Annotated in this window: 15 protein-coding genes; 9 read left to right on the top strand and 6 right to left on the bottom strand. The window is 72.4% G+C overall.

Features of this window, described 5'->3' with window-relative positions:
* Positions 1-25: 25 nt before the first annotated feature.
* Entirely contained in the window at positions 26-535 is a 510-nt protein-coding gene (locus tag OG218_RS10245) for an Lrp/AsnC family transcriptional regulator (protein WP_328293116.1), read from the bottom strand.
* A gap of 113 nt (positions 536-648) precedes the next feature.
* Between OG218_RS10245 and ald the strand changes: the two genes are divergently transcribed.
* The gene (gene ald / locus OG218_RS10240; RefSeq protein WP_328293115.1) at positions 649-1767 is read left to right on the top strand and encodes an alanine dehydrogenase; all 1119 of its coding nucleotides are present in this window, start codon (positions 649-651) and stop codon (positions 1765-1767) included.
* A gap of 9 nt (positions 1768-1776) precedes the next feature.
* On the opposite strand, the gene OG218_RS10235 is transcribed toward ald, so the two are convergent.
* Positions 1777-2928 (bottom strand): glutamate--cysteine ligase, encoded by a 1152-nt coding sequence (locus OG218_RS10235; protein ID WP_328293114.1) that lies wholly within the window; start codon positions 2926-2928, stop codon positions 1777-1779.
* A gap of 64 nt (positions 2929-2992) precedes the next feature.
* On the opposite strand from OG218_RS10235, the gene OG218_RS10230 reads away from it, so the two are divergent.
* Entirely contained in the window at positions 2993-4411 is a 1419-nt protein-coding gene (locus OG218_RS10230) for a dihydrolipoyl dehydrogenase family protein (protein ID WP_328293113.1), read from the top strand.
* 86 nt (positions 4412-4497) lie between these two features.
* On the opposite strand, the gene OG218_RS10225 is transcribed toward OG218_RS10230, so the two are convergent.
* On the bottom strand, positions 4498-5367 hold the full coding sequence (locus OG218_RS10225; protein ID WP_328293112.1) for an aminodeoxychorismate lyase: 870 nt from the start codon (positions 5365-5367) through the stop codon (positions 4498-4500).
* Between the two features lie 31 nt (positions 5368-5398).
* Complete coding sequence (locus OG218_RS10220; RefSeq protein ID WP_328293111.1) at positions 5399-6283, bottom strand: LysR family transcriptional regulator; 885 nt, start codon at positions 6281-6283, stop codon at positions 5399-5401.
* A 95-nt stretch (positions 6284-6378) separates the two neighbouring features.
* Here OG218_RS10220 and OG218_RS10215 point away from each other — a divergent pair, with 95 nt between their 5' ends.
* Complete coding sequence (locus OG218_RS10215; protein WP_328293110.1) at positions 6379-6741, top strand: nuclear transport factor 2 family protein; 363 nt, start codon at positions 6379-6381, stop codon at positions 6739-6741.
* Positions 6742-6788: 47 nt separating this feature from the next.
* Complete coding sequence (locus OG218_RS10210) at positions 6789-9239, top strand: excinuclease ABC subunit UvrA (RefSeq protein WP_328293109.1); 2451 nt, start codon at positions 6789-6791, stop codon at positions 9237-9239.
* Here OG218_RS10210 and OG218_RS10205 read toward each other — a convergent pair.
* Entirely contained in the window at positions 9229-9873 is a 645-nt protein-coding gene (locus OG218_RS10205; protein WP_328293108.1) for an MBL fold metallo-hydrolase, read from the bottom strand. The two genes, OG218_RS10210 and OG218_RS10205, sit on opposite strands and share 11 nt — an antisense overlap.
* A 124-nt stretch (positions 9874-9997) precedes the next feature.
* Between OG218_RS10205 and OG218_RS10200 the strand changes: the two genes are divergently transcribed.
* From OG218_RS10200 to allB, 4 genes are read left to right on the top strand one after another with little or no spacing between them, the layout of a single operon-like run.
* Positions 9998-11488, top strand: a complete 1491-nt coding sequence (locus OG218_RS10200; RefSeq protein WP_328293107.1) for an NCS1 family nucleobase:cation symporter-1 — start codon at positions 9998-10000, stop codon at positions 11486-11488.
* Positions 11488-12255 carry an aspartate/glutamate racemase family protein gene (locus OG218_RS10195; protein ID WP_328293106.1) on the top strand — a complete coding sequence of 256 codons (768 nt, stop codon included), beginning with the start codon at positions 11488-11490 and terminating at the stop codon, positions 12253-12255. Before OG218_RS10200 ends, OG218_RS10195 begins: the two co-directional genes overlap by 1 nt.
* A 13-nt stretch (positions 12256-12268) precedes the next feature.
* Positions 12269-12979: a GntR family transcriptional regulator gene (locus tag OG218_RS10190; RefSeq protein ID WP_328293105.1), complete on the top strand. Its 711-nt coding sequence runs from the start codon at positions 12269-12271 to the stop codon at positions 12977-12979.
* A 14-nt stretch (positions 12980-12993) separates the two neighbouring features.
* Positions 12994-14319: an allantoinase AllB gene (gene allB / locus OG218_RS10185; RefSeq protein WP_380162374.1), complete on the top strand. Its 1326-nt coding sequence runs from the start codon at positions 12994-12996 to the stop codon at positions 14317-14319.
* Here allB and OG218_RS10180 read toward each other — a convergent pair.
* Positions 14306-15832, bottom strand: a complete 1527-nt coding sequence (locus OG218_RS10180) for a PucR family transcriptional regulator (RefSeq protein WP_328293103.1) — start codon at positions 15830-15832, stop codon at positions 14306-14308. The two genes, allB and OG218_RS10180, sit on opposite strands and share 14 nt — an antisense overlap.
* A 164-nt stretch (positions 15833-15996) precedes the next feature.
* On the opposite strand from OG218_RS10180, the gene OG218_RS10175 reads away from it, so the two are divergent.
* Positions 15997-17397, top strand: coding sequence for an aspartate aminotransferase family protein (locus OG218_RS10175; RefSeq protein WP_328293102.1), 1401 nt, complete (start codon positions 15997-15999; stop codon positions 17395-17397).
* The last annotated feature ends 12 nt before the right edge of the window (positions 17398-17409 follow it).

Below are 17409 nucleotides of genomic sequence, written 5' to 3'. Positions count from 1 at the left end.
CTGAACCAGCGGCGCGGACCCGGTCCTACCCGCGCCCCACCCCACGGGTGTGCTCGAAGATCAGGCTCGTCTCGGTGAGGCCCACGTCGGCGTCGTGGGAGAGGTGCTCGGCGACGAAGTCGCGCAGGGCCGCGGTGCTCTCCACCGCCACGTGCAGCAGGTAGTCGTCGGCCCCGGCGACGAAGTAGACGTCGAGGACCTCGGGGCGCCGCCGCATCCGGGCCACGAAGGGCCCCATGCTGCCGCGCGCGTGGGCGGCGAGCTTCACGGCGATCATCGCCTGCAGGTCCAGCCCGAGGGCCGCGGGATCGACGTCGGCGTGGAAACCCCGGATGACCCCCGACTCGCGCAGCGCCCGGACCCGCAGCAGGCAGGTCGAGGCGGCGATCCCCACCTGCTGGGCCAGGGCCGCGTTGGTGGTGCGGGCGTCCTCGGCCAGGATGCGCAGGATCGCGCGGTCGACGGGGTCCACCACCCGTTGCAGCTTCTTCGGCGACGGCGGGTCGAGGGGGCGGTCTCTCGAAGGATCTGCCACGAACCGACCCTCCCACGAATCTCCTGCAGGTTGCTTGCCGTCCCCTCGAACCCTCTTCACCCTGGACGGAGAGCGACCAACCCGTCACCACCGACCGACCTGAGGAGAGCACCATGCGCATCGGCGTCCCCCGTGAGGTGAAGAACCGCGAGTACCGCGTGGCGCTGACCCCGGCCGGGGTCCACGAACTCGTCGGTCACGGCCACGAGGTCCTCGTCGAGGCCGGTGCCGGCCTCGGCAGTTCCCTGCCCGACCAGGACTACGAGGCCGCGGGTGCGAAGGTCCTCGCCGATGTCGACGAGGTCTGGGACGGTGCCGACCTGCTGCTCAAGGTCAAGGAGCCCATCGCGCAGGAGTACCACCGCCTCCGCGCCGACCAGGTGCTGTTCACCTACCTCCACCTCGCGGCGTCGCGCGAGTGCACCGACGCGCTGCTCGCGTCCGGCACCACCGCGATCGCCTACGAGACGGTTCAGCTCGTCGACCGCTCGCTGCCGCTGCTCGCCCCCATGAGCGAGGTCGCCGGCCGTCTCGCGCCGCAGGTGGGCGCCTACTCGTTGATGCGGGCCGCTGGTGGCCGGGGCGTGCTCATGGGTGGGGTCCCCGGCGTCCGCGGGGCCGACGTCGTCGTCATCGGCGCCGGCGTCTCCGGTCAGAACGCCGCGCAGATCGCGCTCGGCATGGGGGCCGAGGTGACCGTGCTCGACCTGTCGCTGCCCAAGCTGCGCGAGGTCGACGCCCGCTTCGGGGGTGCCGTCCGCACCATCGTCTCGAACTCCTACGAACTCGCCCGCGCCGTGCGGGCCGCGGACCTGGTCATCGGTGCGGTGCTGGTCCCCGGCGCGAAGGCGCCGAAACTCGTGAGCAACGACCTCGTGGCGCAGATGCGTCCCGGGTCGGTCCTCGTCGACATCGCCATCGACCAGGGCGGCTGCTTCGAGGACTCCCGCCCCACCACCCACGACGACCCGACGTTCACCGTGCACGGGTCGGTGTTCTACTGCGTCGCCAACATGCCGGGTGCCGTCCCGCACACGTCGACGTACGCCCTGACGAACGCGACGCTGCCCTACGTCGTGAAGCTCGCCGACCGCGGCTGGAAGGCGGCGCTGACCGCGGACGCCGCGCTCGCCGGTGGGCTCTCGACCCACGCTGGTTCGCTCGCCAACGCCGAAGTCGCTGCGGCGCACGGCCTCCCGGCGATCACGGTGGCCGAGGCGCTGGCGGGCTGACGCCCACTGTCAGGCCTCGTGCATCTCCCGCACGAGGGAGTCGACGACGTCGTGCAACGGGTTCTCGGCGCCCCGCTCGCAGGCTTCCGCGAACGTGCGGCGCTGCCGCTGGTAGCTCGCGCCGCGGCGGGGGATCTCTGCGACCAGGGCGAGGTCGTCGGCGCACCCCAGCTGCCGGGCGACGGGTTCCAGGCGGTTCAGCCAGTCCGTGAGGTCGTCGGTGACCAGGCGCTCGCGGCCTGCGCCGTCGACGATGATCTCGGCGTCGAGGCCGTAGCGGGAGGCGCGCCACTTGTTCTCCTGGACGTGCCACGGCGGCATCGTCGGGAGTTCCTCACCGGCCTCGAGCCGGTCGTCGAGGTGCACGACGAGGCAGTGGATGAGCGCGGTCACGGCCCGCAGTTCCCGCATGGTCGGGGTCCCGTCGCAGACCCGGACCTCGATCGTGCCGAACTTCGGGGAGGGGCGGATGTCCCAGCGCACGTCGGAGAGACCGTCGATGACGCCGGTCACCAGCATGTCGTCGACGTAGGTCTCGAACTCGCCCCAGGCGCCGAACTGGAACGGCAGCCCCGCCGTCGGCAGCTGCTGGAACATCTGCGCGCGGTTGCTGGCGTAGCCGGTGTCGAAGCCCGTCCAGTACGGCGAACTCGCGGAGAGGGCCTGCAGGTGCGGGTAGTGGTTCAGCAGGGTGTTGAGGATCGGCAGGACCTTGTGCACCGAGTTGACGCCGACGTGGACGTGGACGCCCCAGATGAGCATCTGGCGGCCCCACCACTGGGTGCGTTCCAGCAGTTCCGCGTAGCGCTCGTCGGGGGTGACCTGCTGCTCGTCCCAGCGCGCGAAGGGGTGGGTCCCCGCGCACATCAGCTCCAGGCCCAGCGGATCGCTCACCCGGCGGATCGCCGCGATGGAACCCGAGAGGTCCTCGACGACGTCCCCGACGGTGTCGCAGACCCCGGTGACGATCTCGAGGGTGTTGCGCAGCAGTTCCTTGGTGATCCGCGGCCCCGTCGGGGAGTCCTCGCGGTCGACCGCGTCCAGCACCTCCGAGGCCCGGGAGGCGAGGTCGCGCGAGGACCGGTCGACGAGCACCATCTCCCACTCGACGCCCAGCGTCGGGCGGGGGGAGGCGTTGAACTCCACGGCACGTCGACCCACGCGACGATCACACCACACCGGGGCCCCTGTCGCCGCACGACGGGCTTGCCCTAGCGTCGCGAGCGTGAGCACTCAGCGAGAGGTCGACGTCGTGGTCATCGGAGCCGGGGCGGTGGGCGAGAACGTCGCGGACCGGGCCGGGCGGACGGGGCTGGACGTCGTGGTGGTGGAGAAGGAGCTCGTCGGCGGTGAGTGCTCGTACTGGGCGTGCATGCCGTCGAAGGCTCTGCTGCGCTCCGGGCAGGCGCTCGCCGCGGCGCAGCGGCTGAAGGGCGCGGCCGAGGCCGTGACCGGGTCCCTGGACGCGGCGAAGGTCCTGGAACGCCGGGACAGCTTCACCAGCGGCTGGGACGACAGCAGCCAGGCGAAGTGGCTGGACTCCGCGGGACTCGGTCTGGTGCGGGGGACCGCGCGGCTGACCGGGACGCGGACGGTCTCCGTCGAGACGGCCGAGGGGACGGTCGAGCTGACCGCCCGTCAGGCCGTCGTGGTGTCGACCGGTTCCGTGCCCGTCCTGCCCGACGTCCCGGGGCTCGCGGACTCCCGGGTCTGGACGAGCCGGGAGGCGACGAGCGCGAAGAGCGTGCCCGCGCGCCTGGCCGTGATCGGTGGCGGCGTCGTCGGCTGCGAACTCGCCCAGGCCTGGGCGCGTCTGGGGTCGCAGGTCACCCTCCTCGTGCGCTCCGGGCTGCTGGCCGGGCAGGAGGACTTCGCCGGCGAGATGGTCGCGGAGGCGTTGCGCGCCGACGGGATCGACGTCCGCACGGGCGCCGAGCTCGCGCGGGTCTCCCGGGACGACAGCGGCGTGCACGTGACCCTGGGTGACGGTTCGACCGTCGACGCCGACGAGTTCCTCGTCGCCACCGGACGTCGCCCCGCCACCCGCGGCATCGGGCTGGAGACCGTCGGGCTGCAGGACGGCGGATCCCTCGAGGTCGACGACACCGGACTCGTCGCCGGGGTCGAAGGCTCCTGGCTGTACGCGACGGGCGACGTGTCCGGCCGCGTGAAGCTCACCCACCAGGGCAAGTACGACGCCCGCGCCACCGGTGACGCGATCGCCGCCCGGGCCGCCGGGCCGATCGAGACGCCCCCGTGGTCGCGCTACACCGCGACGGCCGACCACCACGCCGTCCCGCAGGTCGTGTTCACCGACCCCGAGGTCGCGCAGGTCGGGTTGACCGCCGCCCAGGCCCGCGAGGAGGGCCTCGACGTCAAGGTCGTCGACTACGACCTCGGCAACGTCGCGGGTGCGTCCCTGGTCGCCGACGGCTACGCCGGGAAGGCGCGGATGGTCGTCGACGAGCAGCGCACAGTGATCGTCGGCGTGACGTTCGTCGGTCAGGACGTCGCCGAACTGCTGCACGCCGCGACGGTCGCGATCGTCGGCGAGGTGCCGTTGGAGCGCCTCTGGCACGCCGTCCCGAGCTACCCCACGGTGAGCGAGGTCTGGCTGCGGTTGCTGGAGACCTACGGCCTGTAGTCGTCCCGTGGCCGCGGTTTCGGGTCGTGGTCACCACACGCCAGTAGGTTCGGCGCGTGGTGACCACGACCCACAACCCCGGCGGCTCAGTCGTGGACGGTGAGCAGGTGCTGCAGCAGTTCGGCGGACAGCACGACGTCGACGGGGCGGGGGGTGCCGTCGACGCTGCGGACGGGGGCGCTGAGGCGGCCGCTGGAGACCAGCCACAGCGCGTCGGCTGAGTGCAGGTCCGCCAGGCCCACCCGCCCGATCTCGGTCCGGTCGCCGCGCTGCTGCGCGAAGTCGAAGGCGCGGCCCTGGGTCGTCCCCTCGAGGATGCCGAGTTCCGGTGGTGTCGTGACCCAGCGGTCGCCGAAGACGGCGACGACGGTCGAGTTCGGGCCCTCGAGGACCTCGCCGTCGGAGGCCAGGAACACGACGTCGTGGGCGCCCCGGGCGCGGGCGTGGCGCAACGCGGCCATGTTCAGCGCGTAGGACAACGTCTTGGCTCCCTGCAGCAGCCAGGGCGCCCGCGTCATCACGTCGCTGGGGTAGGCGCGTTCTAGGGCCAGGACGTCGATGCCCTCGGCCCGTTCGCGGGTGTGGTCGGCGGCGACGAAGGCGTGCACCCAGCCGGTGGGGACACCGCTGCCCTCGACCCCGCGGGTCATGATCAGCTTCACCAGCAGTTCGGGCACCGGGTCGTGCGCAGCCACGGCCTGCTTCAGCGCGACGGCCCACGCGGTCGCGTCGGGGGCGGGGAGGTCGACCATCGCGGCGGAGCGCGCGAACCGGTCGAGGTGGTGGCGCAGGCTCTGCGCGACGCCGCCGACGACGTTCACCGATTCGAAGATCCCGTCGCCGCGGGTGGCGCCGAGGTCGTCGACGCGCAGGTGCGGGGCGCTCGGGTCGGCCGGCGCGAACGCCGTCGTGCCGTCGGGGCCGGTCGACATCAGGAACAGGACGGGACTGGACACGTCACCATCCTGCCCGCCGGCGGCCGGGCCGTCAGCCGTGGGTGGTGCGCGTCACGAGCCGGGTGAACGCGCGCGTCGCGGGGGAGGGGTTCTCCCGCCGCCAGAGCACCTGCACCCGACCCACCAGCCCCGGCCGCACGATCCGCAGCGGGTGCACGGTGTCTCCCGTGGAGGAGTCCGCGAACGAGGCAGGGACGAGGGCCACGCCCAGCCCTTGTGCGGCCAGGGACGCCAGCAGGACGGGGGAGTTCGCCTCCAGGGCGATCCGGTACGTCAGGCCGTGGGCGGCGCAGGTCTCGTCCAGCACCGTGCGCAGACCCCCGCCGGGTGGGACCGACAGCAACGGTTCCCCGCACAGTTCGGCGAGGGGCACCGTGCGACGGCGGGCCCACCGGTGGTCCGTGGCGACCAGCGCGGCGAGGGGTTCGTGGGCGACGGTGACCCCGGTCAGGTCGTCGAGCTCGCGGTCCGCGGTCGCCGTCCACACGACGTCGAGCGTCCCCTCCCGCACGGCGACGAGCAGGTTCGCCGCGTCGTCCTCGGTCACCCGGAGTTCGACGGCGGGGGCGAGGTCGCGGAACTCCCGCAGGAGGGCGGGCATCTGCATCCCGCTGCTGGAGAGCAGCATCCCGACCCGCAGCGTCCCGCGCAGCAATCCGGTGAGCGCGGCGACGTCGTCGGCCACCGCGGCGGCCGAGGCCAGGGCCGCCCGGGCGTGCGGGAGCGCGACCTGCCCCGCGGCGGTGAGGGTCGCGCCGCGGGCGTGGCGTTCGAACAACGCCTGTCCCAGTTCGCGTTCGAGGTTGCGGACCTGGGAGCTGACCCCGGGTTGGGCGACCCGCAGCTTCGCCGCGGCGCGGGTGAATCCCCCCTCGTCGACGACGGCGACGAAGTGTTGCAGTGCCCTCAGCTCCATCACCGCATCGTATGGCAGCGGTCACGAACCGGTCTTGGACTTCTGGCTCGAGCCGGAGCAGGCTCGGAGGACCAGGACGACGAGAGGAGATCACGATGACCACTGCAGGGGCCACCGCACGTGAGCACGCCGAGGACTACTTCCGCGGCTGGAACGCCGGGGACGCCGAGGCCCTGCGCGGCCTGTTCGACCCGCAGGTGTCCTTCCGGGGTCCGATGGGCGTCGCGGACGGACCCGACGAGTGCGTCGCCGGGCTGCTCGGCATGCGCGAGGGCTTCCTCGAGGAGGTCGTGGTGGAGAAGCTGCTGGTCGACGGCGACGAGGTCGTCACCTGGTTCGAGATGCGGACCCGCCTCGACGGCGTCGATCCGTTCCCCGTGGTGAACCGGATGCACGTCGGCCCGGACGGGATCGACCGCATCCGGGTCGTCTTCGACCCGCGCCCGCTGCTGGGGTGACCTTCCCCCCGGGTACGACGCCGCTGCGCCGCCCCTACGGTGGACGGGTGCCCGACGACTCCCAGCGCGACGACTTCCTCCACGTCCGCGGTGCCCGCGACCACAACCTGCGCGACGTCGACGTCGACCTGCCCCGCGGTGCGGTCGTCGCGTTCACCGGGGTGTCTGGTTCGGGGAAGTCGTCGTTGGCCTTCGGCACGATCTACGCGGAGGCGCAGCGGCGCTACCTCGAGTCCGTCGCGCCGTACGCCCGGCGCCTGATCCAGCAGGTCGCGGCGCCGCACGTCGACGCCGTGACCGGCGTTCCCCCGGCGGTCGCCCTGCAGCAGAACCGGTCCGGGTCGTCGTCACGTTCCACCGTGGGCACGGTCACGACGTTGTCGAACTCGTTGCGGATGCTGCTGTCGCGGGCCGGTGACTACCCGGCGGGTGCGTCGCGGCTCGACTCCGACGCGTTCTCACCCAACACCGCGGTGGGGGCCTGCCCGCGGTGTCACGGGGTCGGCACGGAGTTCTCGGTCACCGAGGAGTCCGTCGTCCCCGACCCGTCCCTGAGCATCCGGGACGGGGCGATCGCCGCGTGGCCGCGGGCCTGGCAGGGCAAGAACTTCCGGGACGTCCTCGCGACCCTCGGCCACGACGTCGACGCCCCCTGGCGCGACCTGCCCCGCGCGGACCGCGACTGGATCCTCTTCACCGACGAGAAACCCGTCGTGACGGTGCACCCCGTGCGCGAGGCGCACCGCATCCAGCGTCCTTACCAGGGCACCTGGACCAGCGTGCGCGACCACGTCATGCACACCTTCGCGACGACGGGGTCGTCGAGCACGAAGGAACGGCTGCGGGGTTTCCTGCAGGCCACACCGTGCCCGGCGTGCGGTGGTCGCCGGTTGCGGCCGGAGGCGCTGGCGGTGACCTTCGCGGGGTACGACGTCGTCGAGCTGGCCGGGTTGCCGGTGCGGCGCCTCGTCGAGGCCCTCGGTGGCGCCGACGTCCCCGCCGACGGGCCGGCGCACGTCATCGTGCGCGACCTGCTCGCCCGTGCCGCCGCCGTGGTCGACCTGGGTCTGGGCTACCTCGCCCTCGACCGCACGGTGCCGACCCTCTCCACCGGGGAGTTGCAGCGGTTGCGGCTCGCCACGCAACTGCGGTCGGGGTTGTTCGGCGTGGTCTACGTCCTGGACGAACCCTCGGCGGGGTTGCACCCGGCGGACACCGTCGCGCTGCTGGACGTCCTCGCCGGCCTGCGCGACGCCGGGAACAGCGTGCTGGTCGTCGAGCACGACATGGCCGTCGTCCGCTCGGCGGACTGGCTCGTCGACGTGGGGCCGGGAGCGGGGTCGGCCGGTGGCCGGGTCCTGCACTCCGGCCCGGTCGCGGGTCTGCAGGACGTCGCGGAGTCGGTGACCCGGGAGTTCCTGATCCCGGGGTCCCGTCCCGAGCTGCGGAGGCCCGCGAGGACCCCGACGGGGTGGCTCGGCCTCACCGGGGCCTCCTCGCACACCGTCCGGGACCTCGACGTCGACCTCCCGCTGGGGGTGTTCACCGCGGTCTCGGGGGTGTCCGGGGCGGGGAAGTCGACGCTGGCGGGGATCGTCGCCGACGTCGTCGCGGACCACCTGGGGAGCGAGGAGCCCACCGAGTCCGACGGTTCCGACGAGGCGGACGGACCGACGGGGGAGCGCCCCGTCGTGCGCGGCGCCACCGGCCTCGACGGGGTCACCCGGCTGGTGCGCGTCGACCAGCGCCCGATCGGGCGCACCCCGCGCTCGAACCTCGCGACGTACACGGGGTTGTTCGACGCCGTCCGCGAGGCCTTCGCCCGGGAACCCGAGGCGAGGCGCCGCCGGTGGACGGCGAGCCGGTTCTCGTTCAACGTCGCCGCCGGCCGCTGTCCCACCTGCAAGGGGGAGGGGGCGCTGTCGGTGGAGCTGCTGTTCCTGCCCGGGACGTGGTCGCCCTGCCCGGACTGCCACGGCACCCGCTACGCGTCGGAGACCCTGGAGATCACCCACCGCGGCCTCACCGTCGCCGACGTCCTCGCCCTGACCGTCGACGAGGCCTGTGCGGCGCTCGACGACCTCCCCGTCGCGCTGCGCGGTCTGAACGCGCTGCGCGACATCGGGTTGGGCTACCTGCGCCTCGGGCAACCCGCGACCGAACTCTCCGGTGGGGAGGCCCAGCGCATCAAGCTCGCGACGGAACTGCAGCGCACCAGCGTGGCGGGGACGCTCTACCTGCTCGACGAACCCACCACCGGTCTGCACCCCGCGGACGTCGAACGGCTGCTGCGGCTGCTGCACGGACTCGTGGACGCGGGCAGCACCGTCGTCGTGGTGGAGCACGACGCCGCGGTGCTGCTCGGCGCCGACTGGCTGGTCGACCTCGGCCCCGGCGGTGGTGAGGACGGTGGCCGCGTGGTCGCGCAGGGAACGCCGATCGACGTCGTCGCCGCGGACGTCGGCGCCACCGCCGCCCACCTCCGGCTCAGAAGCTGAGGGGAGTCGTGCCCTCGGTGTCGCGGACGGCCAGGCCGCCGAGGTTGCGGACGTGGCCGGCGTAGGTGGCGCGCCCGGGCGGGGCGAGCAGGGCGTCGTGGATGAGCAGACCCTCCCGGGCACCGACGGCGCGGACGAAGTCGACGGTCTCCTTCGACGCGGCCCACGGGGCGTTCAACGGGACGGCGAGCACGTCGACGCCCTCCGGGACCGCCTCGTAGGAGTCGCCGGGGTGGAACAGCGTGGGCTCACCCTCGGCCGTGAAGACCAGGCCGACGTTGCCGATGCGGGCGATGTCGGCGTGGATGACGGCGTGCCGACCGCCGACCGCGGTCACCGTGACGCCCCCGATGACGACGGAGTCCCCGGGGTGCAGGGGCGAGGCCCGCAGACCCGACTCGGTGAGCGAGGCCGCCGTCGACGGTTCGGCGTGCAGCACCGCTGAATCGTTGCTGTCCAGCAACGACGGCAGGCGCTCGACGTCGACGTGGTCGGGGTGGGCGTGGGTGACGAGGACGGCGTCGAGGTCCTCGAGCTCCTCGAAACCGTGGCTGTAGGTGCCGGGGTCCACCAGGATCCGGGCGGCACCGGTCTCGACGAGCAGGCACGAGTGGCCGAAGTGCGTGACGCGCATGGTCACGGAATATATCCGCGAGGTTACAAGCGCGAAACCTGAGGTCAATAGCGTCGTTCCAGCGCCGGTCCCGCCGGTGCGCCCGAGACGGGCCCCACACGCACCACGAAGCGCAGGAGCTGCCATGACCGAGGTGACGCGAGCCGAGGTGGAACTCACCGGCCATTCGCACGCAGCAGGGGACGGCCTCATCAAGGACGGATACCACCCGCGCCTGACGAACTCCGATCTCGCCCCGTTGAAGCAGCAGAGCTGGAAGTCCTACAACTTCTTCGCCTTCTGGATGTCCGACGTGCACAGCGTCGGCGGGTACGTGACCGCCGGCAGCCTCTTCGCCCTCGGGCTCGCGGCCTGGCAGGTGCTCATCTCGCTGCTGGTCGGGATCGTCATCGTGTACTTCCTCTGCAACCTCGTCGCGCGACCCAGCCAGGCGACGGGTGTTCCCTACCCCGTGGTCTCCCGGGTCACGTTCGGGGTGCTGGGTGCCAACGTCCCCGCCGTCATCCGCGGGCTCATCGCGGTGGCCTGGTACGGCATCCAGACCTTCCTCGCCTCCAACGCCCTCGTGCTGCTCGTCCTGAAGATCGACCCGGACCTCGCGCCCTACGCCGACAAGGCCCAGCACGGGTTCGTCGGTCTCAGCACGATCGGCTGGGCCGCGTTCGGTGTCATGTGGGTCCTGCAGGCCCTCGTGTTCTGGCGGGGGATGAACGCGATCCGCAAGTTCATCGACTTCTGCGGTCCCGCCGTCTACGTGGTCATGTTCGCCCTCGCCGCCTACCTGGTGACCGAGGCCGGCCCCTCGAACGTCTCGCTGAACCTGGGCAACATCACCCACCACGGGATCGGTGCGGTGGGGATGATGATCTCGGCCATCGCGCTGGTGGTGTCCTACTTCTCCGGGCCGATGCTGAACTACGGCGACTTCGCCCGGTACGGGACGTCGATGGCCGCGGTCAAGCGGGGGAACTTCCTCGGCCTGCCGGTGAACTTCCTCGTGTTCGCCGTCCTCTGCGTCGTCACGGCCTCGGCGACGATCCCGGTCTACGGCCAGCTCATCACCGACCCGGTCGAGACCGTCTACCGCCTCGACGACATCACCGTCGCGATCCTGGGCTGCCTGACCTTCATCATCGCGACCATCGGCATCAACATCGTCGCGAACTTCGTCTCACCCGCGTTCGACTTCTCGCACGTCTCACCGCAGAAGATCTCCTGGCGCACGGGTGGGATGATCGCCGCCGTCGGTTCCGTCCTCATCACGCCGTGGAACCTCTACAACTCGGCCGAGACGATCCACTACACCCTCGACACGCTGGGTGCGTTCATCGGGCCGTTGTACGGGGTCCTCATCGCCGACTACTACCTGGTCAAGAAGCAGCAGGTCGTCGTCGACGACCTGTTCACGATGAGCCCCGAGGGCACCTACCACTACACGAAGGGCTGGAACCCCGTCGCGGTCGCAGCGACCGCGGTGGCCGCGGTCATCGGCATCGTCATCGTGTTCTTCACCAACCCGACCGCCGCGTCGTTCAGCTGGTTCATCGGGGCCGCGATCTCGTTCCTGCTCTACCTGGCCCTGAAGAACTCCATCCCGAGCCGGGAAACCGTCTGATGCCCACGATCCTGGTCGTCAACGTCAACACCTCCGAGGCGGTGACCGAGGTCATCCGGCGTTCCGCGCAGGCCGCGGTGTCGGCGACGACCAGGATCGTGGCGCTCACCCCCACCTTCGGCCCGGCCTCGGTCGAGTCGAACTTCGAGAGCTACCTCTCCGCCGTCGGTGTCCTCGACGCCGTCCAGAACCACGACGGCGAGTTCGACGCCGTCGTGCACGCCGGTTTCGGCGAGGTCGGTCGCGAGGCGTTGCAGGACGTCCTGCACGTGCCCGTCGTCGACATCACCGAGGCCGCCGCGCACACCGCGTGCCTGCTCGGGCGGACCTACGGCGTCGTGACCTCCCTCGATCGGGCCGCACCCGCCATCCACGACCGGTTGCTGCTCGCCGGCCTCGCGGGGCGCTGCGTCGGCATCCGCAGCGTCGACCTGCCCGTCCTGGAACTCGAGGCGAACCCCGAGGTCACCGCGAAGGGTTTCGTCGAGCAGGCCCGCCGCCTCGTCGAGGAGGACGGCGCCGAGGTCGTCCTGCTCGGCTGCGCGGGGATGTCCGGCGTCCACGAGACCGTCACCGCCGCGCTGGCCGTGCCGGTCGTCGACGGGGTCGCCGCCGGTGCCCGCCTCGCCGAATCGCTGGTCGCCCTGGGGCTGTCCACCTCCAAGGTCCGCAGCTACGCTCCGCCCCGAGCCAAGGACGTGCGGGGATGGCCCCTGCGCGCAGGCGCGGGTGGAGGAGGTCGGTCGTCGGGTGGTCTCGGCCGGTAGGAGCGGTCGTCCGGTGCTGGACGCCATCCGCAACGACATCGTCGAGGGGATCGTCCCACCCGGTTCGGCCCTGGAGGTCGACGTCCTCGCCACCACCCACGACGTCAGCCGCATCCCGGTGCGCGAGGCCCTCATGACGCTCGTGGGGGAGGGGCTCGTCGAGCACCAACCCCGTCGCGGGTACACCGTGACCCTGCTCGCCGAGGGGGAACTCGCCGAACTCTTCGACGTCCGCGGCACGCTGGAACTCGCGGCGCTCGCCGTCGCCGTCCGGCTCGTCCGCCCCGGCGACGTCGCCGCCGCCCGGGAGGCCCACGAGAAGCTGCAGCAGGCCGTCGCCGACGGGGACGAACGCGAGTACCACCACCAGAGCCGTGCGTTCCACGTCGCGTTGACCCGGCCGTCCGCGATGCCGCGACTGCTGGCCGTCTTCGACCGGATCTGGGACCTCACCGAGCCGTACCGGCCGATGGAGGACCTCGCCCCCGCCGAGGCCGCGCACCTGCACGCCGAGCACGCCGCCATGCTCGCGGCCTTCGCCGCGGGGGACGCGGAGGCCTTGCTGGCGACCGCCTCCGCGCACCAGGAGAACCTGACCGCGCGGGTCCGGTCCCGCCGGTCGTCCTCACCGCCGGCGGCGGCTCCGGTGCGCCGGACGCGCTACCGCACACTGGGCGGACGGGACACGGGCGGAACGGCGTCGACGGCAGAGGAGGAACGGTGAGCGAGGACGTGCGGGTGGATCTGGTGCTGCGGGCGGCACGGGCTGTCGTGGACGGTGCGCAGCGACCGGTCTCGGTCGGGGTGCAGGACGGGCTGGTCGTCGGCGTCGAGGCGTTCGACCACGTCTGGGACGCGGCCCGCGAGGTGGTCCTCGCCGACGACGAGGTGCTGCTGCCGGGCCTGGTCGACACCCACGTCCACGTCAACGAACCCGGGCGTACCGAGTGGGAGGGTTTCGCCTCGGCGACCCGCGCCGCGGCGGCCGGGGGGATCACGACGATCCTCGACATGCCGCTGAACAGCACCCCGGCGACCCTGGACCCCGAGGCGCTGGAGCTGAAGCGGACGGCTGCGCAGGGGAAGTGCGTCATCGACGTGGGTTTCTGGGGCGGCGCCGTGCCGGGCAACGCCGACCAGCTCGAACCGCTGCACGAGGCCGGGGTGTTCGGGGTGAAGTGCTTCCTGCTCGACTCCGGGATCGAGGAGTTCCAGCCCCTGGACGCCGCCGGTCTGCAGGAGGCGCTGACCGAACTCGCGCGCTTCGACGGCCTGCTGCTGGCCCACGCCGAGGACGCCGGGGAGATCGGCGCGCACGCCCACCCGGGTGGTCGCCGCTTCGCGGACTTCGTCGGATCGCGTCCGCCGGCCGCGGAGGCGCTCGCCGTGCGCTCCGTCGCCGAGGCGGCCGCCCGTGCCGGGGCCCGCGTGCACGTCGTGCACCTGTCCTCGGCGGCCGGCCTCGCCGAGGTCCGGGCGGCGAAGGCGGCCGGCACCCACCTCTCCGTCGAGACGTGCCCGCACTACCTGACCCTCGACGCCGCCGAGGTCCCCGACGGCGACACGTCGTTCAAGTGCTGCCCCCCGATCCGCGACCGCGCCGAGCAGGACGCGTTGTGGCGGGGGCTGCTGGACGGGACGATCGACTGCGTCGTCTCCGACCACTCCCCGTGCACCGCGGAGCTGAAGCGCCTGGAGGAGGGGGACTTCGGGGCCGCCTGGGGCGGCATCGCCTCGGTGCAGCTCGGCCTGCCCGCCGTGTGGACGGCCGCCCGCGGCCGCGGGGTCGCGCTGGAGACCGTCGTCGGCTGGATGTCCTCGGCCACCGCCGACCTCGCGGGGTTCACCGACCGAGGTCGGATCGCTGCCGGGAACGTCGCCGACTTCGCCGTCTTCGCCCCTGAGGAGGAGTGGATGGTGGACGCGGAGACGTTGCAGCACAAGAACAAGGTCACGCCCTACCAGGGGCGCACCTTCACCGGCGCGGTGCGCTCGACCTGGCGTCGCGGTGAACTCCTCGACCTCGGGGCGCAACCCCGCGGGGAACTCCTCACCCGTCCCTGAGCAGTCCCTGCTGGGCCCGGGTGAGCAGCGCGAGGTGCAGCGCCACCCGGGTCTCCGGGTCGTCGAGATCGCGGCCGAGGCGCTGGGCGAGCCGTTCCACCCGACCGTAGGTCGCCGGCCGGGACAGGTGCAGCCGCGCCGCGAGCGGGGTCATCGAACCGCCGACCTCGAGGTAGGCGGTGAGCAGGGCGAGGTCGGCGTCGCCACCGTCGACGGCGTCCAGCACCGAGGACAGCTGCGCCTCCGCGAACTGCGCGACCCGGTGGTCGCCGCGCAGGTGCCACAACAACCCCCGCACCCCGAGGTCGGCGGTGCGGTGGACCGCACCCGGGACCCGGCGCGGCGCGGCGGCCGCGACCTGGGCGACGTGACGGGCTTCGGCGAAACCCTCCGCCGTGGCGCTGAGCTCACCGACCACCCCGGCGGCGCCGAGGGTGGCCGCGGCGGGGAGGGCCTGCGCGAGCCGCGGCAGCAACGTCGCCGTCGCGTCCTCCCGTCCCACCAGCAGCACGCCGACGACGTCGTGGCCGAGGACGCCGGTGATGCCGACCCCGCCCACGTGGGCGAGCGTCTGCGCCACCGTGGCCCGGTCCGCGCCGCCGGGAGTGTGCACGGCCGCAGCGGCGAAACCCCCGCGGGTCGGCAACCCGAGGGCGCGGACCCGTTGGCGCAGTGCGGCTTCGTCCACGGGGCGGGCCCGCAACAGGTCCTGCACGAGGTCCGCGTGCGCGCGGTCGGCGAGGTCGCGGTCCCCCTCGGGGGACAGCAGCCGCAGCACCGTCAGGACCTCCGCGGCGCGTTCCAGGACGAGCACCGCGTCGCGGCCCCCGCTCGGGCCCGGGGCGACGAGTCGGCCCCAGCGGTTGCCCGGTGCGCCCACCGGCGCCGTCGACCACCCCTCGTGGCCGCCCTCGCGCCGCGAGCGCCGCGACCAGTCGAAGAGCACCTGCGCCGTCCCCGCCGGCCCGGCGACGTGGGCGACCGCGCGGTGGGCCACGTCCTCGAGCACCACGGGCCCGTCGAGGAGTTCCGCCGCCCGGTCCAGGACCTCCGCCGTCGTGGCCCCCGTCGTGCTCAGCCCCGCGAAGGAGGCGTGGACGCGTTCGGCGAAGCGCAGGCGCTCGTGCTGGTCCACCAGCAATCGGGCGTGCACCTGCTCGGTCACCTCGACGAACCGGACCACCCGGTGCAGTTCGACCAGCGGGAACCGGGCGGCGCGGGCGGCGCGGACCAGCGCCGGCGGCAGGGCGGCGAGGTGGTCGCCGAGTTCGACGACCAGGCCGACGGCGCCGGCGTCGACGAGGGAGGCGACGTAGCCGGCGAGGTCCACGTCGCGCAGCCCCATGCCGGTGGAGAGCAGCAGTTCGCCACCCCCCAGGAGCCCGGCGACCTCCGTCTGCTCGCTGACGTGCACCCACCGCACGCGCACCCCGAGGCGGTCCTCGCCGGAGCGCACCCGGGGGCCGCCCGCGGCCAGGACGGGCAGCGCCAGGACGTCCGCGACGGTGAGCACGGGGGCAGGCTAACGCCGACGGTTCGTCGGTGGTCCTGGCGCAGCACCGACGATGCGTCGCTGGTGCCCCTGTCATCTGCGGCGGGAGGGTGGGAGGATCGACGGGCAACCCCCGGCGGACAACCCCCGCAGACGTCGTCGTTGGAACTCGAGGAGGGTTCGGCATGACCGTGACCGAGCAGGTCGTCCAGGGTGCGGGGTCCTCCGACCTCACCACCGCCGCGCGCGACCACCTGTGGATGCACTTCGCGCGCATGGGTGCCTACCAGGACAGGCCGGCTCCCGTCATCGTCAAGGGCGAGGGTGCCTACGTCTGGGACGACCAGGGTCACAAGGTCCTCGACGGCCTCTCGGGCCTGTTCGTCGTCCAGGTCGGGCACGGTCGCGCGGAACTCGCCGAGGTCATGGCCAAGCAGGCCGAGACCCTCGCGTTCTTCCCCGTCTGGGGCTACGCCACCGAACCCGCGATCCAGCTCGCGGAACGGGTGGCGTCCTACGCCCCGGGTGACCTCAACCGGGTGTTCTTCACCACCGGGGGTGGCGAGGCCGTCGAGAGCGCCTGGAAGGTCGCCAAGCAGTACTTCAAGCTCACCGGGAAACCACTGAAGCACAAGGTCATCTCGCGGGCGACCGCCTACCACGGGACTCCGCAGGGGGCGCTGGCGATCACCGGCCTGCCGGCGATGAAGCAGGCCTTCGAACCGCTGACCCCGGGTGGTTTCCGGGTGCCGAACACGAACATCTACCGTGCCGAGCGGATGGGTGCCCCGACCGACCCGGTCGAGTTCGGCCGGTGGTCCGCGGCCCGCATCGAGGAGGCGATCCTCTTCGAGGGTCCCGACACGGTCGCGGCCGTCGTCCTCGAACCCGTGCAGAACTCCGGTGGGTGCCTCACCCCGCCGCCCGGCTACTTCCAGCTGGTGCGGGAGATCTGCGACAGGTACGACGTGCTGCTCGTCTCGGACGAGGTCATCTGCGGTTTCGGCCGCCACGGCACGATGTTCGCCTGCGAGAAGTTCGGCTACCAGCCCGACATCATCACCTGCGCGAAGGGCATGAGTTCCGGCTACGGCCCGATCGGCGCGATGATCGCCTCGGACCGCATCATGGCGCCCTTCCTCGAGGGCAAGAACTTCTTCCCCCACGGGTACACCTTCGGCGGGCACCCGGTGTCGGCGGCGGTGTCGCTGGCGAACCTCGACATCTTCGAGCGCGAGGGGTTGAACCAGAACGTCCTCGACCACGAGCAGGCCCTCGGCGACACCCTGAAGAAGCTGCTGGACCTGGACATCGTGGGCGACGTCCGGGGCGACGGGTACTTCTGGGCCGTCGAACTCGTCAAGGACAAGACGACGAAGGAGACGTTCGACCTCGGGGAGCGCGAGACGCTCATCAAGCAGTTCCTGCCGTCGGCCCTGTTCCGGAACGGTCTCTACGCCCGTCCGGACGACCGCGGCGAACCGGTCATCCAGGTGGCGCCGGCGCTGACCACCGGTCAGGCGGAGTTCGACGAGATGGAGCAGATCCTGCGGACGACCCTGATCGAGGCGATGAAGCTGGTCTGACTGCGGGGCGCG

This window comes from Kineococcus sp. NBC_00420 (assembly GCF_036021035.1).
In the GTDB taxonomy this organism is placed as follows: domain Bacteria; phylum Actinomycetota; class Actinomycetes; order Actinomycetales; family Kineococcaceae; genus Kineococcus.
Note: the sequence above shows the minus strand (reverse complement) of the source record. Positions and strands in the feature narration are given on the sequence as shown.